The 24,793-nt window shown below is 70.8% G+C and carries 21 protein-coding genes and 1 tRNA gene; 10 read left to right on the plus strand and 12 right to left on the minus strand.

The genetic code is table 11. The features are described 5' to 3' along the window. From BJ964_RS44650 to BJ964_RS44665, 4 genes are all read right to left on the minus strand, one after another. Window positions 1-1,194, minus strand: coding sequence for an ABC transporter permease (locus BJ964_RS44650; RefSeq protein ID WP_188126310.1), 1,194 nt, complete (start codon window positions 1,192-1,194; stop codon window positions 1-3). 73 nt (window positions 1,195-1,267) lie between these two features. Further along, a complete protein-coding gene (locus BJ964_RS44655; RefSeq protein ID WP_188126311.1) occupies window positions 1,268-1,936 on the minus strand; it encodes an ABC transporter ATP-binding protein in 669 nt (222 codons plus the stop codon). Further along, a complete protein-coding gene (locus BJ964_RS44660; protein ID WP_188126312.1) occupies window positions 1,933-3,006 on the minus strand; it encodes a peptidoglycan-binding protein in 1,074 nt (357 codons plus the stop codon). Before BJ964_RS44660 ends, BJ964_RS44655 begins: the two co-directional genes overlap by 4 nt. Beyond that, window positions 3,003-3,560, minus strand: coding sequence for a hypothetical protein (locus tag BJ964_RS44665; protein WP_188126313.1), 558 nt, complete (start codon window positions 3,558-3,560; stop codon window positions 3,003-3,005). The genes BJ964_RS44660 and BJ964_RS44665 overlap by 4 nt, the downstream gene beginning before the upstream one ends. Window positions 3,561-3,711: 151 nt before the next feature. Between BJ964_RS44665 and BJ964_RS44670 the strand changes: the two genes are divergently transcribed. Further along, the gene (locus BJ964_RS44670) at window positions 3,712-4,941 is read left to right on the plus strand and encodes a sensor histidine kinase (protein WP_188126314.1); all 1,230 of its coding nucleotides are present in this window, start codon (window positions 3,712-3,714) and stop codon (window positions 4,939-4,941) included. Next, on the plus strand, window positions 4,941-5,597 hold the full coding sequence (locus tag BJ964_RS44675; RefSeq protein WP_188126315.1) for a response regulator: 657 nt from the start codon (window positions 4,941-4,943) through the stop codon (window positions 5,595-5,597). The genes BJ964_RS44670 and BJ964_RS44675 overlap by 1 nt, the downstream gene beginning before the upstream one ends. Window positions 5,598-5,606: 9 nt before the next feature. Here BJ964_RS44675 and BJ964_RS44680 read toward each other — a convergent pair whose 3' ends face one another. The 7 genes from BJ964_RS44680 to BJ964_RS44710 all read right to left on the minus strand — a co-directional run bounded on the left by BJ964_RS44680 (window position 5,607) and on the right by BJ964_RS44710 (window position 15,003). Further along, entirely contained in the window at window positions 5,607-6,908 is a 1,302-nt protein-coding gene (locus BJ964_RS44680) for a ferredoxin reductase family protein (RefSeq protein WP_229807134.1), read from the minus strand. Between the two features lie 91 nt (window positions 6,909-6,999). Then, window positions 7,000-7,073 (minus strand) — tRNA-Cys (locus BJ964_RS44685). 197 nt (window positions 7,074-7,270) lie between these two features. After that, window positions 7,271-8,170 (minus strand): hypothetical protein, encoded by a 900-nt coding sequence (locus BJ964_RS44690; RefSeq protein ID WP_188126317.1) that lies wholly within the window; start codon window positions 8,168-8,170, stop codon window positions 7,271-7,273. 11 nt (window positions 8,171-8,181) lie between these two features. Beyond that, a complete protein-coding gene (locus tag BJ964_RS44695) occupies window positions 8,182-8,676 on the minus strand; it encodes a SigE family RNA polymerase sigma factor (protein WP_188126318.1) in 495 nt (164 codons plus the stop codon). 69 nt (window positions 8,677-8,745) lie between these two features. Beyond that, entirely contained in the window at window positions 8,746-9,747 is a 1,002-nt protein-coding gene (locus tag BJ964_RS44700; RefSeq protein WP_188126319.1) for a TAXI family TRAP transporter solute-binding subunit, read from the minus strand. Then, entirely contained in the window at window positions 9,744-11,756 is a 2,013-nt protein-coding gene (locus tag BJ964_RS44705) for a TRAP transporter permease (protein ID WP_188126320.1), read from the minus strand. The genes BJ964_RS44700 and BJ964_RS44705 overlap by 4 nt, the downstream gene beginning before the upstream one ends. Before the next feature lie 124 nt (window positions 11,757-11,880). Next, window positions 11,881-15,003, minus strand: coding sequence for an NACHT domain-containing protein (locus BJ964_RS44710; RefSeq protein ID WP_188126321.1), 3,123 nt, complete (start codon window positions 15,001-15,003; stop codon window positions 11,881-11,883). A 107-nt stretch (window positions 15,004-15,110) separates the two neighbouring features. On the opposite strand from BJ964_RS44710, the gene BJ964_RS44715 reads away from it, so the two are divergent. Then, a complete protein-coding gene (locus BJ964_RS44715) occupies window positions 15,111-15,401 on the plus strand; it encodes a type II toxin-antitoxin system Phd/YefM family antitoxin (RefSeq protein ID WP_203832689.1) in 291 nt (96 codons plus the stop codon). Next, on the plus strand, window positions 15,398-15,664 hold the full coding sequence (locus tag BJ964_RS44720; RefSeq protein ID WP_407650830.1) for a Txe/YoeB family addiction module toxin: 267 nt from the start codon (window positions 15,398-15,400) through the stop codon (window positions 15,662-15,664). The genes BJ964_RS44715 and BJ964_RS44720 overlap by 4 nt, the downstream gene beginning before the upstream one ends. Before the next feature lie 50 nt (window positions 15,665-15,714). Here the strand turns inward: BJ964_RS44720 and BJ964_RS44725 are convergent, their stop codons facing one another. Next, window positions 15,715-17,973 carry a beta-galactosidase gene (locus BJ964_RS44725; protein WP_229807133.1) on the minus strand — a complete coding sequence of 753 codons (2,259 nt, stop codon included), beginning with the start codon at window positions 17,971-17,973 and terminating at the stop codon, window positions 15,715-15,717. A 209-nt stretch (window positions 17,974-18,182) separates the two neighbouring features. Between BJ964_RS44725 and BJ964_RS44730 the strand changes: the two genes are divergently transcribed. From BJ964_RS44730 to BJ964_RS44755, 6 genes are all read left to right on the plus strand, one after another. Then, window positions 18,183-19,496 carry an ABC transporter substrate-binding protein gene (locus BJ964_RS44730; protein WP_188126323.1) on the plus strand — a complete coding sequence of 438 codons (1,314 nt, stop codon included), beginning with the start codon at window positions 18,183-18,185 and terminating at the stop codon, window positions 19,494-19,496. A 58-nt stretch (window positions 19,497-19,554) separates the two neighbouring features. After that, a complete protein-coding gene (locus BJ964_RS44735) occupies window positions 19,555-20,526 on the plus strand; it encodes a carbohydrate ABC transporter permease (protein WP_188126324.1) in 972 nt (323 codons plus the stop codon). Between the two features lies 1 nt (window position 20,527). Continuing rightward, window positions 20,528-21,373: a carbohydrate ABC transporter permease gene (locus tag BJ964_RS44740; RefSeq protein ID WP_188126325.1), complete on the plus strand. Its 846-nt coding sequence runs from the start codon at window positions 20,528-20,530 to the stop codon at window positions 21,371-21,373. Between the two features lie 14 nt (window positions 21,374-21,387). Continuing rightward, entirely contained in the window at window positions 21,388-22,404 is a 1,017-nt protein-coding gene (locus BJ964_RS44745) for a LacI family DNA-binding transcriptional regulator (RefSeq protein ID WP_229807132.1), read from the plus strand. Between the two features lie 89 nt (window positions 22,405-22,493). Next, the gene (locus tag BJ964_RS44750; RefSeq protein ID WP_188126327.1) at window positions 22,494-23,591 is read left to right on the plus strand and encodes a glycoside hydrolase family 53 protein; all 1,098 of its coding nucleotides are present in this window, start codon (window positions 22,494-22,496) and stop codon (window positions 23,589-23,591) included. Between the two features lie 94 nt (window positions 23,592-23,685). Continuing rightward, window positions 23,686-24,789 carry a glycoside hydrolase family 53 protein gene (locus tag BJ964_RS44755; RefSeq protein WP_188126328.1) on the plus strand — a complete coding sequence of 368 codons (1,104 nt, stop codon included), beginning with the start codon at window positions 23,686-23,688 and terminating at the stop codon, window positions 24,787-24,789. The last annotated feature ends 4 nt before the right edge of the window (window positions 24,790-24,793 follow it).

Below are 24,793 nucleotides of genomic sequence, written 5' to 3' on the forward strand. Positions count from 1 at the left end.
TCACGCCGTCCGGAGGGCCTCGGTCGGGGCCATCCGGGCGGCCCGCAGTGCCGGGTAGAGGCCGGCGATCGTGCCGACCAGGATCGCGGCGGCCAGACCGCCGCTCGCGGCCTCCGGTGGGATGAGCGGCTGCCAGCCCCTGTTGACCGCCAGTGCCACCGTGACGCCGGCGCCCAGCAGTACGCCCACCCCGCCCCCGACCGCGCCGAGCAGCACCGACTCGACCACGAACTGTGCCGCCACGTGCCGCCGCGCCGCGCCCAGTGCCCGGCGCAGACCGACCTCGCCCCGGCGTTCCAGCACCGAGATCACCATGACGTTGGCGATGCCGATGCCGCCGACCAGCAGCGCCACCGCACCCAGCCCGAGGAACAGCGAGGTGCTCGCGTCGTCGACCGCCTGCCGGGCGGTGAGCACGTCGGACGGCTGGCTGACCGAGGTGCGGCCGGGGTTCTCCGGGTTGGCGGCGCGCGGCAGCATGTTCTCCACCTGCTCGGTCAGCGCGGTGTCGGTCCGTACGTAGATCCGGCTCGGATTCCCCTGGTAGCCGAACTCGCTCTTCGCCACCGCGAACCCGATCAGCGCGGCCCGGTCGATCTCCGGTGCCAGGTCCACCTGCCGCAGGATGCCGACCACGGTGAACCACCGGTCGCCCAGCCAGACCCGCTCGTACCCGGTCACCTCGGCGATGCCGAGCACGGTCGCCGCCTGGTAGCCGAGGACGACCACCGGGTAGTCCGCGGTGGCCGCGTCCAGGAACACCCCGTCGAGCAGGGCGCCGTCCAGGGTGGACAGCAGCTCGGTGTCGGTGGCCCGGACGTCGAGCCCGCCGTGCCGGTTCGCCGGCATCCGGTCGTTGCGCAGCACGTGCACGTCCGGGATCTGCGCGGTGCCGGACGCCGATGTCACCCCCTCGGTACGCCGGATCGACGCGGCCGCGGCGGCCGGCAGTTGCTCCTCGGGCGCGCCCTTGGGCTGGCTGCTGGCCACCGTGAGCAGGTTGGTGCCGAGCCGGTCGAGCTGGGCGATCACCTGGGCCTGGCTGGACCGGGTGACGCCGAGGACGGCGACCATGGCGGCGATGCCGATGGCCACGCCGAGCACCGACAGGGCGGCCCGGCCCGGCCGGGTGCGCAGCCCGATGGTGGCAACGGGCAGCAGGTCGGCCAGGCGCAACCGGGACAGCGGGCTCATGTCGTCACCTCCGCTTCGCTCCGGCGCCGCCATGAGTTCAAAACTGAGCCCGATGATTCGCTCGCAAGCTCGCTCATGGCGCCACCCGCCCGTCCAGGATGGTGACCTGCCGCTGGGCGGCGGCTGCCACGTGGGCGTCGTGGGTGATCACCACGATGGTGGCGCCCTCGGCGTTGAGTTCCCGTAGCAGCGCCAGGATCCCGTCGCCGTTGGCCGAGTCGAGGTTGCCGGTCGGCTCGTCGGCGAAGAGGACCGCGGGCCGGCCGATCAGCGCCCGGGCGATCGCCACCCGCTGCCGTTCCCCGCCGGAGAGCAGCCGGGCCCGGTGGTTCATCCGGTGGCCGAGGCCGACCCGTTCCAGGGCCTCTTCGGCGGCCGCCCGCCGGCGCCGGGCCGGGACGCCCCGGTAGAGCAGGCCGGTCGCCACGTTGTCCCGGGCGTCGGCGTGGTCGAGCAGGAAGAACTGCTGGAAGACCACGCCGAGCCGGTGCGCCCGCAGTCCGGCGAGCCGGCGTTCGCTCAGCTCCTCCAGGGCCTCCCCGGCGATGCGTACCGAGCCGGAGGTGGGCCGGTCCAGTCCGGCGGCCAGGTTGAGCAGGGTGCTCTTGCCGGATCCGGACGGGCCGACCACGGCGACCATCTCACCACTGTGCACGGTGAGGTCGACGCCGCGGACCGACTCGACCGGCGGGCTGCCCGGGTACGTCTTGGACACGCCGACGAGTTCCAGTGCGGCGGTCATGTCGCCGGCACCTCCACCCGGTCGCCCTCACTGATGTTCCCGGTCACCTCGACCAGGCCGGAGGCGTCGTCGTACAGGCCGGGCTTCACGTCGGCGTACGCCCCGGAGGCCAGCCGCACCCGGTAGCCGGCCCCGGGGGCGGCCAGCAGCGCCGACATCGGGACGACCAGGACGTCCTCGTGCTTCGCGGTGGCGAGATTGATCTGCACCGACGCCTGGTCCAGGGTGGCGCCGCCTTTCGGGCGGCCGATCCGCATGACCACCCGGACGGTGGCCGCCTGCTGGTTGCCGTTGTCGTCGGTGGCGCTCGTGGCCACCTTCCCGACCTCCAGCACCTGGCCGTCGACCGTCCCGGCACCCGGCACGGTGACCGACACCTCGTCGCCGGCCCTGATCTGGTTCTGCCGTTCGGCGGCCAGGTCGGCGGTGACCACCCGTCTCGTGGTGGTGCCGGTCAGCACCGGCTGGTCCGGGCCGGCCGACGCGCCGACCCCGATCTTCGCCTCGGTGACCCGGACCTCGCCGGCCAGGAACGCGACCGTCCCGAAGGTCAGCCGGCCCGTCTGCGTCACCTTCCACTTCTTCTGGAGGCGTTTCACCGCGGCGGCGGTCGCCGCGGTGAAGTCCCGGTCGACGGTCATCTCGCCGTCCGGGTCCATGCCGAGCGCCTTCAGGTTGCGCTCCAGCTGGCGGACGTCGTCGCCGTCGGTGACGCTGGAATCCAGGTCCCGGTACGCGGGGACGTTGCCGTAGAGCAGCCGGACCGGCGCGCCGTCGACCCGGTAGAGGACGCCCCCGCGGCGGACCGTCGACCCGGCCGCGGCGGCCCCGGTCAGGATCCCGGCGGCCCCCCGGTGGATGACCGTGTAGGAGCCGTCGAACCCGTACGTCCCGGAGATCCGGAACCGCTGGGTGACGGTGCCCTTCTCGACCGCCACGGTGTTCGTGGGCACGTCGCCGGCGCTCGCCGCCGCCTCCGGTTCCGCGGTGACGGTCCAGCCGGTGACCAGGGCGCCGGCGGCGACCACCACGCCGGTCAGCGACACCGCGACCGTCCGCCGGGCGCTCACGAGATGCCGATCGGGCCGGACCAGATCTGCTCGCACGCCTTGCGGGCGGTGTCCAGGCGGTTGCCCGGTTCCGGCTTCTCGCCCTCCAGGGACGTGCCCTTGATCGGGAACCGGCCCTGGGCGTCCGGGTCCGGCCACTCCGGCACGCCGTTGTCCCGGTAGCACTGCGCCAGCTTGCGCAGCGCCTCGACGTCCTCGGGGCCGGGCGGTTCCGGATCGCTGCCCTCCTCCTTGGCGAGGGCGCCCTCCGGGATCTTCCCGATGGTCTCCCGGCAGGCCTCCTCGGCGGCGTTCCAGGTCTGCTCGCCGGCCTTCTCCTCGGCCGCGTCCATCTCGTCGTCGGGCACCTTGAGGCGGTTGTCCTCGACGTACGGGTCCGGCATGTCGGCCACGCCGTTCTCCCGCAGGCACTGCACGGCCGCCTTACCCAGGGTGAGCAGTTCCGCGTCGGAGATCGTCGGAACGTACGACGAGGGATCCGTGGCCGGTGAGCCGTTGACGCCGGAACATCCGGCCAGGGCGACCATCAGGGCCGCCGCTACGCAACTCGTCACGATTCTCATGGGAGCCAGGTTGGCGGTCCGGCATGCGGCCGGTCGTCCGCGAGCGGTCGGATTCTTTCCGGTACGCGTATGCCCGCGGTCGTACACCGAAGTCCGACCGTGGACGGACGGCCGCTGCGCCCGGCGTCTCTAGACTGGGCGAATGTCCAGGTTAACCGGCCTCCGATGGGTCGCCGTCGACGTCTGCGGCGCGGCCGTGCTGGCCATCGCGTCGGCGGAGGACGCCCACGAGACCGACCTGTGGGGTCTGTACGCCACGGTCATGGTGGCGAGCCTGCTGCTGGCCCGGCACCGGCCGCTGCTCGCGCTGGCGCTGAGCGTCGCCGGCACCGCGCTGCTGCACCTGCCCGAGGCGACCGGCATCGACCCGCTCGACCTGGCCGTCCCGGTGGCGCTCTTCGCGCTGGCCGCCGCGGAACGGCCCCGGCGGGCCGGTGCGATCGCCTGCGGGCTGCTGCTCACCGGGATCGGCCTGGCCAGCCTGGCCCAGCCGGTCGCCCGCGCCGACGCCGTCCAGCCTCCGGACACGCACGCCGTCGCCATCCGTGTCGAGAAACCGGCCCGGCCGGTCGTCGTGGAGACCGTCGAGCCGGCCTGGTCGGAGCGGCTGTGGCAGAGCAGCGGGCTGATGCTCGCTTTGGCCGCCGCCTACCTGCTGGGCGACAATCTGCGCGGCCGGCGGCTGCACCTGCGCACCGTGGAGCGGCGGGCCGCCGACCTGGAGCGCGAGCAGCGGCAGCGGGTGGCGCTGGCGACCGCGGCCGAGCGCGCCCGGATCACCCGCGAGCTGCACGACGTGGTGGCGCACGGCCTGTCGGTGATGGTGGTCCAGGCACAGGGGGCGGCGGCGGCTTTGAAACGCCACCCCGATCGTACGGAGCACGCGCTCGGTGACATCGTCACCACCGGCCGGTCCTCGCTGGCCGAGATGCGGCGCCTGCTGGCCATCGTCCGGGAGGAGCCGGAGCTGGCGCCGCAGCCCGGGGTGCAGGCGCTGCCCGAGCTGATCGACCGGATCCGGGCCGCCGGGACCACTGTCACGTTCACGGTCGAGGGCGAGCCTGCGCCGCTGCCGGCCGGAGTGGACCTGTCGGCGTACCGGATCGCCCAGGAGGCGCTGACGAACACGCTGAAGCACGCCGGTCCGGGGGCGGGCGCGGCCGTCCGCCTGGGTTTTCACGCGGAGTCCCTGGAGATCGAGGTGTGCAACGACGGCCGGCCGCCGTCCGGGCCGGTCGATGTGACCGGCAGCGGTCTGCGGGGGATCGCCGAGCGGGTGCGGCTGCTCGACGGTGAGCTGGAGGCCGGGGTCGGTGACGGCGGCGGTTTCCGGGTGCTGGCCCGGCTGCCGCTGCGGCCGGTGGGCGCCTGATGGCCATCCGGGTGGTGCTGGTCGACGACCAGGTGCTGGTGCGGACCGGCTTCCGCATGATCCTCGACGAGACCGAGGGCATCGAGGTGGTCGGCGAGGCCGGGGACGGCGCCGCCGCCGTGGAGGTGTCCGCCCGGACCAGGCCGGACGTGGTCCTGATGGACGTGCGGATGCCCGGCGTCGACGGCATCACCGCGACCGAGCGGATCCGGGCGCTCTCCCCCGCCCCTCGGGTGATCATCCTGACCACCTTCGACCTGGACGACTACCTGTTCGCCGGGCTGCGTGCCGGGGCCAGCGGCTTCCTGCTGAAGGACACCCTGGCCGACGACCTGATCGCCGCGGTCCGGGTGGTGGCGTCCGGTGAGGCGGTGACCGCGCCGACCGCCACCCGCCGGCTGATCGCCCACTACGTCGCCGCCCCGGCGGCCGGCCCGGCCCGCGCGGACCACCGGCTGGATCCGCTCACCGCCCGGGAGCGGGAGGTGCTCACCCTGATCGCCCGCGGCCTGTCGAACGCGGAGATCGCCGAGTCGCTGCGTGTCTCGGAGGGCACCGTGAAGACCCACATCGGACGGATCCTGGCGAAACTCGGGCTGCGCGACCGCATCCAGGCCGTCATCCTCGGCTACGAGTGCGGCCTGGTCACCCCGTAGGGCCGTCGGCTAGCCCGCGAGGCGGAACAGCTCGGCGTGGATCTGGCGGGACGGGACCTTGAGGCGGCGCAGGCCGGCCAGGACCGCCTCGGTCAGGGCGGCCGGGCCGCACACGTACACGTCGCGGTCGGTGATGTCGGGGACCATGGCCCGCAGCCGGTCCGGGTCAAAGGGCTGGTTGCCGGGCCCGGTCCGGCCGGTCAGCAGGTGCAGCCGGGCGCCCCGGGCGGCGGCCAGGTTGCGCAGTTCGCCGAGCAGGACCGCGTCGGAGCCGCCGCGGACCCGGTAGAGGACGATCACGTCGTCGCCGATCCGCGGGTCCTCCAGCAGGGACCGGATCGGGGTGACGCCGATGCCGCCGGCGATCAGGAGGGTGGCGGTGCGGGCCCGCCGGTCCAGGGTGAACGCCCCGTACGGCCCTTCGGCGAACACCCGCGCCCCGACCGGAAGGTCCCGCAGCCCGGCCGTGGTACCGCCGACCGCCTTGGCGGTGAGCCGCAGCGACCGCCCGTTCGGCGCGGCCGACAGCGAGAACGGGTTGACCTGCCACCAGCGGTTGTGGCCGGGGAACCGCCACAGGAAGAACTGCCCGGCCCGGGCGCCCAGCTTCTCCAGGTCGCGGCCGGTCACGTGGACCGACACCACGTCGTCGGACTCGGGCACCACGGCGGCCACCCGCAGCCGGTGCCGGGAGTTGCGGACCAGCGGCACGATCACCCGGTTGGCCAGCAGCGCGCCGAGCACGAACGCCCACAGCCCCCACCAGTACAGCCGGGTCGCCAGGTTGGTGGTGAAGGCGGTGCCCTCGACGTACTGGTGGATGAGGCCGAGCACCAGCACCGCGTAGAGCAGCAGGTGGACGGCGTGCCAGGCCTCGTAGGAGAGGCGGCGGCGGGCGGCCCGGATGGACAGCGCCACGACCAGCACGATGAGGGCGACCGCGATCATGCCGAGCAGCACCGGCCACTGTTTGGCCAGGGTGAGCGCGGTGGCCGGGACCGGGTCGCGGCCGGCCCGGGCGAACCCCACGATCACCCAGGCCGGGTGCAGCAGGGCCAGCCAGAACACGGTGAGCCCGGCGCGCCGGTGCCAGCGGGTCAGCCGGTCCATGCCGAACGACCGGTCCAGCAGCGGCAATCGGGAGATCAACAGCACCTGTACGGCCAGGGCGAACGCCAGGTACAACCCGAGGAGGCGGCCGGCCGCGCCGATCAGGTTGTAGGCGGGCGGCCGGCCGAGCAGGAACAGGACGTGGACGGCGGCCAGATTGACCACGAGGAACGCCGCGACCGCGGCACGCGCGAGGATCATCCGGTCTCCCCCTGCCTGGACCTCCATCATGGGGGGTGTACCGCGGTCGGCGCCGTCTAGTTCAAGACAGTCCGGAATTGTTTTTCAAGAATGGAGACCGCAACCGGATTCGAACCGGTGTGGATCGTTTTGCAGACGATTCCCTAACCACTCGGGCATGCGGTCGTGAAATGGTGCGCGCATTCGGGCGCCAAAAGAAACGCCACCCGCCCCCAGCAGGGGACGGGTGGCGCGGCAAGCATCGCGAACGGCTCTAGCCGCACCACCGGTCCGGGGTACAACAGACGCGACACATAGCCGATCTCCTTCTAGAGCCGTTCGAAGCTGTGGCCCACATTAATCGAGGCTCGGGGAATGCGCAACTATTTAAATCCGTCCCCGGCGGCGAACTCCACCAATTGGTCGACGGTGAACGGCAGCGACTTCAGCGGCCGCACGCCCTCGCCACCGGTGGACAGGCCCTGCGCCACGAAGACGACGGTGTCGTCCGGGTGCTGGAAGGCGACCCACTGGTCGACCCCGTCGCGCGTGCTCGGCCCGGCCACGATGCCGGCCTCCTCCCCCGGGCGGACGGCACGCTTCTCGCAGGAGCCACCGATCCCCCAGAACGACTGGGCCAGTTCGCAGGGGTCGGCCGGCTGGTCGTTGTTCGGCTCGTGGACCTCGACGATGATCCGCCCGGTCCCGCCGTCCTTGACCAGCGGCACCGACACCAGGTAGGACCAGTGGTCGCCCTCGATGGCGGCCTGGTGGTAGCGGAACGGGATGTCGTCCGGGCTGTTCCCGGTCGGCACCGTGTAGCCGGCCGGCGCCACCTCGATCAGCTTCTCGAGCAGCGCCACGCCCTTCTGGTAGTGCACGCCGGAGTCCGCGGTGGCGTCGCCGCTCGCCTCGGCCGGCCAGGACGGCTTGGTGTTCTCCCCCGACGGCACCTGCCCGGACGGGAAGGCCGTGGGAAACGGCTCCCCCGACGGCACGGCCCCCGACGGGTAGACCGTGGGAAACGGCTCCACCGGCGCGGACGGTGCGGACGGTGCGGCGGCCGGTGCCCAGCCCGTACCCCCGCCGGGGTTGCCCTGACCGGGCAGGGCCGCGAGGGTGACGCCCAGGACGACCACCGCGGTGCCGGCACAGGCCATGATGTTGCGCCGCCGGGCGGCGCGGCGGGCCGTGACGAGCGCCGTCCGGGACTCCATCGGTGGTGGCTCGGAGTGCTGCGTGATGGTGGCGCGCATGGCGTCGCGAAGCTCGTTCTCGTCCATGGGAGGTCCCCTCAGTCGGCGTTCACGGGATGGGCGACCAGCGTGCGCAGCGTGTCGAGGCCGCGTGCCGCTTGACTCTTGACGGTTCCCGCGGAGCAGCCGAGTGCCGCCGCGGTCTCCTCCACGGACAGGTCCTGCCAGTAGCGCAGCACCAGCACGGCCCGCTGCCGGGCCGGCACCCGGGCGAGCGCGCCGAGCAGGGTCACCCGGTCGTCGGACGGCTCGGGCGCCGCGGCCCGATCGATCCGGGTCTCCTGCGGCCGCTCCCGCCGCCACCAGCCCCACCGCCCCTCGTCGATGAAGGTCGAGATCAGAACCCGGCGGGCGTACGGGTCGAGCGACTCGTGCCGCTGGACCCGGTTCCACCGCAGGTAGAGCTTGGTGAAGGTCTGCTGAACCAGGTCCTCCGCACGGTGCCAGTCACCACAGAGCAGGAACGCCGTCGCCCGCAGGGCGGACGATCTGGCCGCGAAGTACTCGGCGAACGCCTCGTCGCGGTCGGTCATGAGGTCTCCATCCCGTCGGTCCCGCTAATCACGAGGCGAGCACCGGGGAGGGTTGCACACATCCGGTCGTTATTTCGGGGCGCCCAGGTCGTCGAGGGCCTTGGTGGCGCCGCGGTGGAGGGTCACCGGGGTGGTCTGGCGGGCCGTCTCCAGCGTGATCTCCTTGGCCGCCGCGTTGGCCTGCTCGAGCTGGGCCTTGCGGTCGAAAAGCGTGCGAGTGAGCACGCAGGCCACATTCGGGTCCAGGTCCTCGCGGACCAGCAGGACGTTCGGCACCACGATGGTCTTCACGTCCGCCGGGGTCCGGTAGGTGGCGGCCGGGATGACGCCCTCCCGGTAGACCTCGTTGATCCTCCGCATCTCCGGCAGCAGCGGGGTGATGTCCAGGAACTCGACCTGGTCGGCGCCGGTGGTGAGCAGATCGGTGATGCCCGGGGTGGGCAGGCCGCCGGACCAGAACAGGGCGTCGATGGTGCCGTCCTTCATCCCGTCGACGGTCTTGGTGAGGTCCAGCTTCTGCGCCTGCACGTCGGTGTCCGGCTGGAGCCCGGCCGCGGTCAGCAGCCGGTTGGCGATCACCTCGGTGCCGGACTTCGGGGAGCCGGTCGAGACGCGTTTGCCCTTCATCCCGGCGACGTCGGAGATCCCGGCCGCCTTGCGGACGATCACCTGCGTGTAGTTGCTGTGGATCCGGGACAGCGCGGCGACCTTCTGCTTCTCGGTGAAGCTGCCGGTGCCGTTGACCGCGTCGGCCGCCGTGTCGGCCAGGGAGAAGGCGACGTCGTACGTGCCGGCCACCAGCTGCTGGATGTTCTGCACGGACGCGCCGGTCTCGGCCGCGGTGGCCTGCAGATTGCCGCCCACGGCGTTGATCTGTTCGGCGTACGCGTTGCCGAGGGCGAAGTAGACACCCGTGGCGTTGCCCGTCGCGATGCCGATCCGGGTCGCGCCGGCCACCTCGCAGGTGACCGCCCCGCCGGTGTCGGTGCTCGCCGTGTCCTGCCGGCCGCCGCACGCCGCGGTGGCGACCGCCAGCATGCCGACCAGCGCTGATCCCAGTATTCGTCTCATGCGTCTCCTCCGGGTGGGGTGGTGGGGCAAGGGCGAATCTCCACAGGGGGCCGGTGCCGGCGCTTCTCCAGGGCCGCGACTCCGGCGGCGGCCAGCAGCGCCGCCAGCCCGGCCACGATCGCCACCGGGTCCAGGTAGAGCAGCAGCAGCCCGGCGGCCGCGGCCAGCACCCGGGTCGCCGGGCCGGCCGGGCCGACGCCGGGCAGCCACGCGCCGGTCGCGACGGCCAGCCCGAACACGGCCAGCCCGGCCACCACCGTGGTCCAGAGGATGCCCAGGAACGGCCCGCGGGCCAGCAGGTACTCGCCGTTGGCGGTGAGCACGAAGGCGATCGGCGCGAGGAACGCCGGCAGCGCGTACTTCAGCGCCTGCCACATGGTCGCGACGGCGCGGCCGCCGGTGATCGCGCTCGCCCCCACGGCGGCGAGTGCGGTCGGTGGGGTCACCTCGGACAGCACCGAGTAGTAGAAGACGAACATGGCCGCCGCCGGGGCCGGTACGCCGAGACCGAGCAGCGCCGGGCCGATGATCACCCAGCCGATGATGAAGCTGGCCGTCACCGGCACCGCGAGGCCCAGCAGGGCGAGCGCGAACGCGGCCAGCACCACGGTCAGCGCGAGCACCGCCCGCGGTTCGTCGGTGATCGCCCGGGCGCCGTTGACCAGCAGCGACGCCAGCTGTGCGCCGAGGCCGGTCTTGGTGGTGGTCGCGGTGATCACCCCGGCCGCGGCGCAGACCGCGACCACCGGCAGGACGCCGCGTACGCCCGCGGACAGCGCCGTGAAGATCCGGGGCGGGGTCAGCCGGTGCCGCCGGTCCAGAAAGGACAGCGCGCCGGCCAGGATCGTCGCGTACACCACCGAGCGGGTGGCGCTCGTGCCCAGGGCCAGCAGCACCACGATGACGATCAGGGAGGAGAAGTGGTAGCCGAACCGGGTGAGCAGCCGCCAGGCACTGGTGGGCGGGGCGTCGACGGCGCGGACCCCGTACCGGCGGACGTCGATCTCGACGGCGAGCAGGATGCCCAGGTAGTAGAGGACGGTCGGGATCATCGCCCAGCCGAGGACGGTCAGGTAGGAGACGTTCAGGTACTCGGCCACGATGAACGCGGCCGCGCCCAGCGTCGGCGGCGACAGGATGGCGCCCACCCCGGCGGCCGCCAGCATCCCGCCGGCCTGCTCCGGTGGGTAGCCGGCGCGGCGCAGCATCGGCCAGGTGACGGCGCCGACGCTGACCGCGGTGGCCGTACCGGATCCGGAGACCGTGCCGAGCAGGAAGCCGGCGGCGACCGCGGTGCGCCCGGCAGCGGAGCGTGACCTGCGGAAGGCCGCGACCGACAGGTCGACGAAGAACCGGCTCGCCCCGGACAGGTCCAGCACCGCGCCGTAGATGGTGAACAGCACGATGTAGGTGGCCGCCACGTCCAGCGGGGTGCCGTAGAAGCCGCTGCCCGAGTTGTAGAGGGCGTCGACGATCTGTGCGAAGTCGAGTCCGGCGTGTGCGATCGGCCAGGTCTGCGGCAGCAGGCCGCCGTAGTAGCCGTACGCCAGGAAGGCCAGGCAGACCACCGGCAGCGCCCACCCGGTGGTGCGGCGGCAGGCCTCGATCACCAGGACCAGCAGGACCGCGCCGAAGACGACGTCGACCGGTTCGAGCAGCCCCTGCCGGTTCAGGAAGTCGTCGTAGCCGCCGGCGATCGGATACAGACAGACCACCAGCGCGGCGCCGGCCAGGATCCAGTCGGTCACCCCGGGCGTCTCCCGGCCCTTTCCCAGACCCGATTTGTACGCGAGGAAGACGAGCGGCAGGGTCCCGGCCAGAAAGATGATCAGGTAGTACTGGCTGCCCTGGGCGAGCGGGCGGAACACCTGCCAGAGGACGAGCAGCGCGACGGCGAACGCGACGACCGAGACGAACACCCCGACACGGCCGGGCAGCTTCCGGGCGGGCCGCTCCTCCTCGTCGTAGTGCACCGCGGGCGGATCCACCGGATATCGATCGTCGCCCATGAAACGGACAGTACTAGGTAGCATCCCTTCCTGTAACGATCGTCGCCCCAGGCCGGTTCCTACCGAAAGATCGCGAATCCGTGGACCGGGCAGGCCCCTCATCTCCCTGAGGCGCCTCCATCACTCAAACTTCACCGAGCCACTCGGCGATCCGCCTGGTCAGCTTGTCTCGCCCGCCGGCCCGATCGGCCAGCACGCGGATGGTCACATCGATCGCCTCATGGAAGAACGGCATCAACGACGACGTCTCCAGTTCCTGGACCAGAGCTCCGGCAAATCCCACCGGGAGATCTACGTCCGCTCGCACCGCCGCCAGCAATTGCGTGACGTAGGCGCCGTAAGCCGTGGCGTCCCACGACCGGAAATCTTCTGGCGAAAGAAAGGCGCATTCCTCGTAGGCAGCCTGCCTCTCCTCGTCATCCAGTCTGGAAAGCGGCAGAAGCCAAACCCGGAACAGTCCTTGGACAATCGATGACGAGTCGCCGGAAGAATGACCTGAGAAGAGCTGCATCGCCGGGGCCAGCGATGACTCCAGCACAGGCTGGAGCGCATGCAGCAGAAGCGAATCCATGGAGCACGACTGGAAACGGATATGCCGCACCATCGCCTCGGAGGTGAAGCTCGAACCGAAAGGGCGGCCGTACTCCCGATCACCGTCGCGGCCGAAGAGCCACAGCTCGTCGGTCCGCGAGACGGCGGTGCCGTCGGCGACGAACCGCAGTCTGAGATCCCGCTCGCCGTCGGGATCACGGCACTGGTCAGCGGCGAGAGTAAGAGTGATCGCGTCCCACGCGTCTCCGCCACCGAGCTGGGAGTGCCAGAGCAGGCTCTGGTCGTGCCACTGTTTGCGGGCGCTGGCCTCCTCGGGCTCGGCGATATCACGGAAGTCCAGCTCGCCGCCGGCGACGAGCACCGCCAGCACCACGAGATTCGCGGTGTAGGCCGCATATCGAAGCGGCATGCGAACCGTCACCGGACGGTATTCGCCGGACTGGCTTCCCCAGGTCAAATACTGACTACGCCGGTACATCCCGATCACGGCGGCGAGCCACTCGGCACTCTGCTTCTCGGTCAGCCCAGCAGAGAACTCGGCGAGAAAGCGAAGAATCAGGGACCGGATGGCGAGCGGGACGAAGGACAGCAGGCGGGAGAAGAGACCGTCATCGGCATTCCAGGTCGGCGAAACCGCGACGGACAGCCGTGACACCGCCTCTTGAAGCAGCTGCCAGGTGAAGCGCGCGACGAGGTATTCGCCGAAACTCCCGTGCAGAAACTCGTAGGTCGCCAGCGTCCGGGAGGCACGAACCGCCTGAGCCCGATGCACGAAGAAGAACCGTCCCAGGAGCAGTCCGGCGGCGTCGATACCGCCGTTGGCGGAGCCGGGCATCGTGCCGAAGACCGCCATGAGGTCACGTTCCAACTCGGGCTCGGTGATCCACTGGGCGGAACGGTTGAGCATCCCGAACGCGACGACCGACAGCCGCCGCAGCTCCCGTTCGGCCTCGGCGTCGCATTGTGCGGCGGACAGGTTTGGGCTGCCCTTGCGTACCTCCCGGCGGGCGAAGCTGGTGAGCAGGCGCTCGTAGAGGTCGCTGGGCGACAGCTCGCCGGTGTGCTGGAGTGCGTTATCGCCGGCGTCGTAGAGGGCGAGCAGCAGCAGGAGCAGCGGTTGCCCGGCAAGTTCCGGAAAGCGCATGGCTACCTCTGCGGGCAGCGGATGGAGTCCGCGTGCCGCCAGCCGCTGACTGTTCGCGGCGTGCCACACGTCGAGCCACGCGGACACACGCTGGGCGTCGAACGGCTCCAGCCGCAGCAGGAGCGTGTCCGGCGGCGGGACGGCCCGGTCGGCCACGCTGGTCCGGGTGGTCACCACAACCGCGACAGCCCGCCCCTGATCCTGCTCACGCTGCTGGAAATCGGCGACACGATCCAGATAGTCGCTCTGGCTCGTCGCGGTCGCCTGGAGCAACTCGTCAAAGCCGTCGAGTAACACGACCGGGAGGCGCCTGTCCGCCGTTTCGGCCAGCCGTGGCCAGGCGATCGCCTCACCGGTGGCGTCCAGTACCGCCTGCTCGATCTGGCGCTGTAGTCCGAGTGCGGTATCCACCTCCCGCAGCGACACCCGAACCGGGACAAATCCACCCTCGGCCAGTTCCGCGGCGAGCACCTTGGTGAGAACCGATTTGCCGGCGCCCGGCTGGCCGAGCACGACGAGCGGCGCCGTCTGTGCCCGTGGGGACGTGAGATAGCCGGTGAGGTACTTATGCAGGTCGCCGCGAACGGGCACGTCCGCCCAGAATCGCTCGTCACTGGCCGGCTGGTCGGGCACCGCCTCCATAGCCCGGAACAGGGAGGGCAGATAGGCACGGCGCAATGTGGGCATGTCGACGTCAGCGGTCCGCTCGCCCGTGCCAACGACCGGCCGGTCCAACAAGCCGGCATAGGCGCGGGCCAGCGCCCGCGGCACCTCAGCCGCGGTAGCCGGGCCGGCGACGCTCCGCATCAACTGGTGGATGTCACGCACCGACTCCAGAAGGGCGCCGGTGTCCCAATCGCGGACCCAGAGATCCGCCTCCGGGCAGTCGGCCCGGAGGTCGAGGAGCATCCGTTCATAACGGACGAGGGCCCGGTCCGGGATGTCCGCCAATTCCCGATCCACGCGCTCCTCCTCACCCGGACTGAGTTCGTCCCAGACCGCGAGGCCGCGCAGGAAGCCGTTCACCGTGCCGGCGAGACGCTGGTAAGTGGACCGAAGCCGGGCGCGGTGATTCTGGCGCGGTCCGTGTGGTTCCGGCAGGTGAACCCCTGTCTGTAGGACGGCTCCGGCCAGATCGCGACCCCGAACCACCGCCGGGCCGAGAAGCCTACGGTCCTTCGCCCCTGCATCGGTGAGCCGAAGTTGATCGTCAGCGGTGATTCCCAGCGCCGAGGTGTCGAACGGCAGGTCCGCGCCGTTGAGGGCATCGAACCAGGCGGCGATCACGATAACCGTGTGGGCGGCGGCGATCCGCTCAGTCCGGTCGAGCCGGTGAGCGCCCACGAGGCGCTGCCCCACCGTACCGGCGAGTTGCTGTGACAGCCGGGCGAACACCGCATAGGCATCGAACCACTGGAGCACCGTCGCCGTCGTCACCGATGCGCCGAGCAGCGCTCCCCCGGTCAAATCGTTGAGGCGCCGCATCGACTCGGCACCGGACCCCTTGCCGAGGATCCGCACCGCCTGCGCATAGCTGAGAGCTTTGGGCACTGTTCCATCCTGTCGATGACCGACCGTCCCCGCCACTCCGAACTCCCCGTCGCGGCCTCTTGCGAAGTACGCTAGGTCGTACGTCAGGAGGTACAAGAATGAAGGTGATGACGGTCAGCGAGGTTCGGAAGAATTTCGCCGCCGTGCTCGACGCGGTGATCGACGATGCCGAGGAGACGGTGATTCCGCGCGGTGGCGGCCGGGCGGTGGTCATCGTCTCGCTGAACGAGTGGAACGCGATGCGGGAGACCTTGCACCTGCTCAACAACCTCGGCAACGCCCGGAGATTGCTGGAGAGCATCGCCCAGGCCGAAGCCGGCCTCTCGCACGAGCGCCAACTCGTCGACCCCGACACCTTGGAGGCCGAGGCGGGCGGCGACGCCAAGGCTGTTGCGTGAGGCTGAGCGTCAAGTTCACCCCACACGCCTGGGAGGACTACACCTCTTGGCGGGATCCCAAGGTCATCCGTCGAATCAATCGGCTCATCGCCGACATTCAGCGGGACCCGGACGGCACCGGGCTCGGTAAGCCGGAGCATCTGCGTGGCGCCCTGGCCGGCTGGGCGTCACGGCGCATCGATGAGGAGCACCGGCTCGTCTATCGGGTACGCGGCGATGTGCTGGAGATCGCCGCCTGCGCTGGGCACTACGAGGAGAAGTGACGCAGGGAGCGCGGCCCCGGGTGGGGCCGCGCTCCCTCCCCCCGTTCGGGTCAGAGGGTCACGGTGGAGATCGTGCGGGCCGTCACCTCGACCGTGTCGATGGCCAGCAGCTGGGTGTCGGTGGCGGCCAGCCGGGTGCGGGCCTCCTGCGGGACCGAGACCGGGGAGCCGGCGGCCAGGGGCAGCAGGTGCAGGGTGAGCTGGGCGCCGGCGCGGTAGCCGATGTCGGTGAGGTTGACCGTCCAGCCGGAGCCGTCCCAGTAGCGGTCGGTGACGGTCCGGCCGTCGACCCGCAGTTCGCCCACGTCGCCGGCCCAGATGACGCGCAGCAGCGGGTCGCGGGTGGGGTCGGCGGCGTAATCGGGCAGGCGCAGGCGGTAGACGGCGGCCAGTTCGTCGAAGACGTCGGCGGACGGGGCGGACGGGCGGCCCTCGTGCTTGCCGTAGCTGACCGGGACCGTGGGGGCGGCCGGGCGCAGCCGCTCGACGGTGACGTCCTCGGTCACCGGGGCGCTGTCCTGGGTCACCTCGACCGGGCGGAAGGCACGGAGCGCCGGGTCGTACACCCGTACGTCCGCGGTCTTGGCGGCCTTGACCGTCACCGTGCCGGAGGCGTCCCACTGGAGCTCGTCGTCGCTCAGCAGCAGGCGGCGGCCGCCGTCCTCGGGCGCCCAGACCGATCCGGCGACCTCGGCCGGGAGGACGAGGACGTCCGCGCCGTCGAGCCGGACCGGCTCGAAGCCGGGCGTGATGTCGTGAACGGTGCCGGCCACGGCGATCTGGGGTTCGATGCCCGGGGCGGCGATGAGGACGAGGGTGGGCACGTCGCCGGGCAGCAGGGTGAGCGCCGAGGCGGTGGCCCAGGTGATCGTGGTGCCGCCGAGGGTGAGGTTCAGCGGCCAGCGGGCCAGGGTGCCGGGCGGGATGTCGATCGGCCGCGCCGGGAAGTCGATCACGTGGTCGTCGGCGAGCGTGACCTGGAAGCGGGCGCCCCGGTAGGCGGGGAGCGGGAAGTGCGGCTGGTGCCGGGAGAGGAACAGGAAGCCGCTCTGCCCGTCGCCGCGCAGCGCCCACCGCAGGGTGTCGGAGTCCTCGACGTCGGCGGGCCGTACGTCCGGAAGGCTGGACGGCATCTCCGCGAGCACATGACCGAACGCGGACAGGAAGGCGTGCTGGCGGCGTAGTTCGGCGTGGCTCGGGGCGAGCGTGCCGGCCTCCCCGATCGGGGCGTGGAAGTCGTAGCCGAGGCGGGCGATGTCGTTGGGGTAGCCGCTGGCGTGCGACTCGTGCATGTCCGGGCCGGGGTTGGTGCCGCCGGCGTACATGTAGTAGCCCTGCCAGGCCGAGCCGTTGCCGATCTTGCAGTGGGCGATGGCCGCCACGTCGAGCGCCTCGGGCCGCGGCCGCCGGTGGTACGCGGTGGCCATGCCGCCGCCGAGCTCGCAGGTGGCGGGCGGGAACTCGTCGGACGGGGTGCGCGGGCCCCCGGAGGCGGCCGCGATCGCCTGGGCCCGGCGCACGTCGGCGCCGATGCCCGCGTCGTCCCAGACGTGGGAGAAGAAGTAGTGGTCGCGGAACGTCGGGTCCCACGGCGCGCCGGCGTCGACCCAGAAGCCGTCGCCGTAGCCGCCGTAGAGGGGCAGCACCTCGGAGGCGGGCAGGTCGGCGCCGCCCCACGCGGTGGCGGTCCAGAGCGGAGCGGACATCCCGGCCGCACGGGCCAGGCGCTTGAGCGTGACGAGGTGCCCGGGCTGGTCGTAGAGCTCGTTCTCCAGCTGAATGCCGATGATCTTGTCGAAGCGGGAGCCGACGGCGGCCGCGATGGACGCGAACCAGGGTGCGACCAGGTCGAGGTACGCCGGGTCGTCGGTGCGGTGCCGGACCGGGGCCTGCTGCACCCAGTCGGGGAAGCCGCCGTTGCGCGTCTCGCCGTGGCACCAGGGTCCGATCCGCAGGACCACGTCGAGGCCGATCTCGACAGCCAGGTCGACGAACGCGCCGACGTCCAGGTCGCCGTCGAAGCGGGTCTCCCCGGGCGTGGGCGCGTGGTGCAGCCAGAAGACGTAGCTGGCCACCACGGTCACGCCGCCGGCCTTCATCTGGCGCAGCCGCTCGGCCCAGCGCGCCCGCGGGACCCGGCTGTAGTGCAGCTCGCCGGAGACCGGGATGACCGGCACCCCGTGACGGCTCAGATAGCGGTTGGTCAGCGAGATGCCGTCCCGTACGTCTTCGGAGTTGCTCATCCGCGGCCGGCGCAGCGGCGTCGCCCAGGGTTGGTGGCGAACGGTGAGCGGCTCGAGCCACGACATGGGATCAGCTCCTTGCGGGTTTGACTGTAACCGGTCACAGGCCGGCAAGCCCGCACGATACACAGGCGTAACGGGTGGGACGCAAGGGCTTGACACAACGCCGTAACAGCAGCACTGTAACCGGTCACAGGGGCCGCACCGAGCGACACGCTTCCGGCGCGGCGCCGTCCCCGGCTTTCCGCTCCGGCCAAGCCGATCAAGGAGGATCAATGAAGACGAAATACGCCCCGCTCATGGCGGCCCTCACCGCCGCGGCTCTGTTTACCGGCACCGCCTGCTCCAGCTCCGACTCCTCGTCCGAGACGACCACCGACCCGAACGAGAAGGTCTCGCTGACCTACTGGACCTGGGCTCCGAACATGGACAAGGTCGCCGCGGCGTGGAACGCCAAGAACCCGAACATCCAGGTCACGGTCAACAAGCAGGACGGCGGCGACCCGGCCGTCACCAAGCTGCTGACCGCGATCAAGGCGGGCTCCGGCGCGCCGGACGTCATGCAGGCCGAGTACCAGAAGATCCCCACGCTGGTCTCCGCCGACGCGCTCGCCGACATCTCCGCCGACGCCGGCTCGCTCAAGGACAAGTTCCCGGCCGGCGCCTGGAACGGCGTGACCCTCGGCTCGGACGCGGTCTACGGCGTGCCGCAGGACACCGGCCCGCTGATGTTCTTCTACCGTTCCGACGTCTTCGAGAAGAACGGCCTCGCGGCCCCGAAGACCTGGGACGAGTACGCGACCGCCGCCGAGAAGATCCACAAGGCGAACCCGAAGCAGTACCTGGGCACCTTCTCGGCCACCGACGCGGGCCTGTTCACCGGTCTCGCTCAGCAGGCCGGCGCCTCGTGGTGGGGCGTGCAGGGTGACGCCTGGTCGGTGAAGATCGACGAGCCCGCCACCCAGAAGGTCGCCTCCTACTGGGGTGGCCTCGTGGAGAAGGGCGTCATCGACAACAAACCGATGTACACCCCGGAGTGGAACGCCGCCCTGAACGACGGCACCCAGGTCGGCTGGGTCAGCGCCGTGTGGGCGCCGGGCGTCCTGGAGGGCTCGGCCAAGGACACCAAGGGCAAGTGGAAGGCCGCCGCGATGCCGCAGTGGGACGCCGCTGCCCCGGCGACCGGCGCGTGGGGCGGTTCGGCCACCAGCGTGACCACCCAGTCCAAGCACAAGAAGCAGGCCGCCCAGTTCGTGTCCTGGCTGAACAGCGACCCCGAGGCCGTGAAGCTGCTCGCCACCGAGGCCAGCGTCTACCCGGCCGCGAACGAGGCCACCAGCGTGCTGACCAGCCCGCCGGCCTTCTTCGCCGACCAGGCCGACTACTACACCATCGCCGGTGAGGCGTCGAAGCAGCTCGCGCCGTTCACCTACGGCCCGAACGTGAACGTCGCCTACAGCGCCTTCAACGACGCCTTCGGCAAGGCCGCCGAGTCCAAGAAGGCGTCCGCCTTCACCGAGTCGCTGACGACCATGCAGAAGACGACGGTCGACGACCTGAAGAACGCCGGGTTCAACGTCGCCGGATGAGATCGTCTCCGGGCGGGCACGGCCCGCCCGGAGCGCTCCTTCGAAAGGAGAGTCGGCGATGTCGCTGATCACCACAGCCGCGCCCCGCACCACCGCCACCCCCGCGGCCACGGCACGCCGCCGGCCCGCCCGGAGCGCGGGCACCCCGTACGCCTTCCTCGCCCCCGCCATGATCCTGTTCGCCGCGTTCCTGGCCGCGCCGATCGTCTACGCGGCCTACCTGAGCCTGCGCAAGGTCAAGGTGAGCGGTCTCGGGCTGGGCGCGAAGTCGCGGACCGAGATCTGGGCCGGGCTGGACAACTACGCCCGGTCCCTGAGCGACCCCGACTTCCTGCCGAGCGTCGGGCGGATCGGCCTGTACGGCCTGATCGTGGTGCCCACCATGCTCGGCCTGGCCCTGCTCTTCGCGCTGCTGCTGGACGCGAACCGGACACGCCGGTCGGTCGGCAAGTTCGCCCGGATCTCGATCTTCCTGCCGTACGCGGTCCCCGCCGTCGTCGGCTCGCTGCTCTGGGGCTTCCTCTACCTGCCCCGGGTCAGCCCGATCACCGACGCGTTCGAGGCGGTCGGCATCACCGCCCCCGAGCTGCTCTCCCGGGACCTGACGCTCTGGGCGGTCGCCAACATCGCGGTCTGGGGCGGCACCGGCTTCAACATGATCGTCATCTACACCGCGCTGCGGGCCGTCCCGCTCAGCCTGTACGAGTCGGCCCGGATCGACGGCGCCTCCGAGGTCGCGATCGCCTGGCGCATCAAGATCCCGATCGTGACGCCGTCGCTGATCATGACGTTCGTCTTCTCGCTCATCGCCACGTTGCAGGTCTTCGCCGAGCCGATGACGCTGCGGCCCCTGGCCAACACGATCTCGACGACGTGGACGCCGCTGATGAAGGTCTACCGGGACGCGTTCACCCGCAACGACCTCTACGCGGCCGCCGCCACCTCGGTGATCATCGCGCTCGCCACGTTCATCCTGTCCTTCGGCTTCCTGAAGCTCGTCGGGCGCCGGGCCTTCAACCAGGAGGACTGAGATGTCGGTCATTTCGGCAAGAAGGCGCAGTCCACTCGCCACCACGATCCTTCTGCTGGGCGCCGCGTACTGCCTGCTCCCCGTGCTCTGGGTGCTGATCGCCTCGTCGAAGAGCTCCGGGGAACTGTTCTCCACGTTCACCCTCGCCCCGAGCACCCACCTGTTCGACAACCTCGCCGACCTCAGCGGCTACCGCGACGGCCTCTACTGGCGGTGGATGGCCAACACCGCCCTGTACGCCGGAGTCGGCGCCGCCGCCTCCACCCTGATCTCGGCGATGGCCGGGTACGCGCTCGCCAAGTTCGACTTCCCCGGCAAGAGCACGGTCTTCAACGTGATCCTGGCCGGCGTCCTGGTGCCCGGCGTCCTCCTCGCCATCCCGCAGTACCTGCTGCTGGCCAAGGTGGGGATGACCAACACCTACTGGGCGGTGCTGCTGCCCAGTTTCATCAGCCCGTACGGCATCTACCTGGCCCGGATCTTCGCGGCCGCGTCGGTGCCGACCGAGATCCTGGAGGCGTCCCGGATCGACGGCGCCGGCGACTGGCGTACCTTCTTCACGGTGGTGCTGCCGATGATGCGGACCGGCCTGGTGACCGTCTTCCTCTTCCAGTTCGTGGCGGTCTGGAACAACTTCATGCTGCCGTACATCATGCTCGGCGACGACCGGCTCTACCCGATCACCGTGGGCCTGAACGGTCTGCTCAACCAGGGCGCCAACCAGCCCGCCATGTACACCGCCGTGGTGACCGGGGCGCTCGTCTCGATCGTCCCGCTGATCGCCATGTTCCTCACGTTGCAGCGCTACTGGCAGGTCGACCTGGCCGCCGGCGGCGTGAAGGCCTAGCTATGATCCCGAAGGTGTCGCGCAAACGCCCCACCATCCGCGACGTCGCGGCTGAGGCAGGGGTGTCCTACGCGACGGTCTCCCGGGTGCTCAACGGCCGGGACTGGGTCAGCCCCGAGGCCGTCCGCGCGGTCCGCGACGCCATCTCCCGTACCGGGTACACCGCCAACCCGCACGCCCGGTCGCTGGCGACCGGGAAGTCCGGCTCGATCGCGTTCCTGCTCACCGAGCCGCAGCATCTGCTCTTCGAGGACCCGAACTTCTCGGTGCTGCTGCGCGGGGTGGCCCAGGCGCTCTCCGACCGGGAGCTGACGCTGATCCTGATGATCGCGTCGACCCCGGTGGAGCGCAGCCGGGCCATCGCCTACCTCTCCGGCGGCCACGTCGACGGGGTGCTGCTGGTGTCGCCGCACTCCGGCGACCCGCTGCTGCGGCAGCTCGTCGAGGCCGAGGTGCCGATCGTGGCCTGCGGTCAGGTGCTCGGCTTCGAGGACCGGATCAGCTCGGTGTCGGCGGACGACTGGGGCGGCGGCCGGTCGGCCGTCGAGCACCTGCTCGCCCAGGGCTGCCGGCGGATCGCCACGATCACCGGGCCGCAGGACACCTTCGGCGGCGTGTTCCGGCTGCGCGGCTACACCGACGCGCTGACGGCGGCCGGCATCACGGTCGACCCGGCGTACATCGTGCACGGCGACTGGAGCCGGGAGAGCGGCGCGGCCGGCATGCGGGCGCTGCTCGACCGGGTGCCCGAGGTGGACGCGGTGTTCGCCGCCTCGGACGCGATGGCCGCGGCCGCCCTGCCGGTGCTGCGGGAGGCCGGGCGCGAGGTGCCCGGCGACGTGCGGGTGGTCGGGTTCGACGACTCCGGGCTGGCGGCCACCACCGAGCCGCCGCTCACCACCGTCCGGCATCCGCTGGAACGGATCAGCGAAGAGATGGTCCGGCTGCTCACCGACGTGATCGCCGGGCGCACCCCGCTCTCCATCACCGTGCCCACCAGCCTGGTCGTGCGGGGCAGCTCTCCCGCCTGAGACCGGCCGGCCTCGATACACCCCCTTGATCGAGGCCGGTCTTGCACAAATACAGCCCCTTTTGTCATGGAAGACCATAAAGGAGCGTCATGAAACCATCCCTCACGGTCGCCGCCTTCCTCGCGGTGGCTCTCATCCCCGCACCCGCCGTCGCGCACGACAGTGACGCGTGGCGCATGCGCGGCGCGGACGTGTCGACACTCCAGCGCTCGCTGGAGCTCGGCCAGCGGTTCTACGACGTACGGGGGCGCCGCGACAACCCGTACGACATCCTCAAGCAGGCCGGCGCCAACTACGTCCGGCTGCGCATCTGGAACGACCCGACCAGCGGCTACTCCAACAAGGCGAAGGTGCTCGAGCAGGCCCGGGCGGCGAAGGCCCGCGGCATGAAGCTGCTCATCGACTTCCACTACTCGGACACCTGGGCCGACCCGGGCAAGCAGTACACCCCCGCGGCATGGGAGGGGCACGACCTCGCGCAGCTCCAGAAGGACGTCTACGACTACACGTACGACGTCTGCACCAGCCTGAAGAGGCAGGGCACCACCCCGGACAGCGTGCAGATCGGCAACGAGATCAACGTCGGCATGCTGTGGCCGGTCGGCTACGTGAACAACAGCGACTTCGGGCCGCTCGCCAAGCTGCTGAACGCCGGCTACGACGCCACCAAGGCGTGCAGCAAACGCACCGAGGTCATGGTGCACACCGCGCTGGCCGGCAACATCGGCGCGGCGCACTGGTTCTACGACGGCATCACGGCGGCCGGCGCCAGGTGGGACGTCACGGCACTGTCCTACTACTGCATGTGGCACGGGACGCTGGACAACCTGACCACGGTCATCGGCGACGTCACCGACCGATACGGCAAGCCCGTGGTGATCGCGGAGACGGCGTACCCGTACACCACCGAGAACTACGACCACCTCGAGAACATCATGCTCTCGGCCGCACCCTGCGACGGCATCCCCGCGACGCCCCAGGGCCAGGCACAGGAGTTCGCCGCGGTGCAGAACACCGCCCGGGCGGCCGGCGCGATCGGCGTCTTCTACTGGGAACCCACCTGGACCGCCATCGACGGCAACGGCTGGGACACCGAGGACATCGAGAACTCCGGCAACGCCTGGGAGAACATGGCCACCTTCGACGACAACGGGAAGATCAACCCGTACGTCCGCTGGCTCCGTTGATCTTGATCGTGGCCCGGGCTCGCACCGGGCCACGAGGCAAGCCGGCGTCCATCCCCGGCGCCGGAGATCCGTTCCTCGTCACTGAAGGAGCGCAATGAAACCGTCCCTACGAGCCGCCTTCTCGGCCGCGGTCCTCGCGGTCACGCTGGTGGCAGCCCCCGCCCCCGCACAGGCCGCCTCCCTCACCATGCTCGGCGCCGACGTGTCGTCGCTGCAGCGCACGCTCGACCTCGGCGGCAAGTACTACAACTCCTCGGGTGTCGCGGCGAACCCCTACGACATCCTCAAGACGGCCGGCGTCAACTACGCCCGGCTGCGCGTCTGGAACAACCCGGCCAGCGGTTACAACAACAAGGCCAAGGTGCTCCAGCAGGCCGCGGCGATCAAGGCCAAGGGCCTGAAGCTGATGGTCGACTTCCACTACTCCGACACGTGGGCCGACCCGGGCAAGCAGTACCCCCCTGCCGCCTGGGCGTCCTACTCGCTCACCCAGTTGCAGACGGCCGTCTACAACTACACCTACGACGTCTGCACCAGCCTCAAGTCGGCCGGGCTCACCCCGGACAGCGTGCAGATCGGCAACGAGATCAACGTCGGCATGCTGTGGCCCAAGGGCCAGGTCGTGAGCAGCAACTTCGCCCCGCTGGCGTCGCTGCTGAAGCAGGGCTACAACGCGACGAAGGCCTGCAACAGCGGCACACAGGTGATCATCCACACCGCGGACGCGGACAGCATGACCAACATGCGCTGGTTCTACGACGGCATCAAGGCGGCCGGCGTGACCTGGGACATCACCGGCCTGTCGTACTACTGCATGTGGCACGGCACGCTCGCCAACCTGTACAACGTGATCGTCGACGCCCGGACCCGTTACAGCAAGCCGGTAGTGATCGTCGAGACGGCGTACCAGTTCACCACGGCCGACGCCGACAGCGAGGCGAACTCCATCCCCGGAACCGTGCTCTGCGACAGCATCCCGGCCACCTCGGCCGGACAGGCCCAGCAGTTCACCTGGGTGCAGAACACGGCCCGCAACGCCGGCGCCATCGGTGTCTTCTACTGGGAACCCACCTGGTACGCCATCAAGGGCAACGGCTGGGACCCGGCGAACATCAACGGCACCGGCGACGGCTGGGACAACATGGCCACGTTCGACTGGTCCGGCAAGGTGAACCCGTACATCAAGTGGACCGCCTGACGTC

The organism is Actinoplanes lobatus (assembly GCF_014205215.1).
GTDB lineage: Bacteria > Actinomycetota > Actinomycetes > Mycobacteriales > Micromonosporaceae > Actinoplanes > Actinoplanes lobatus.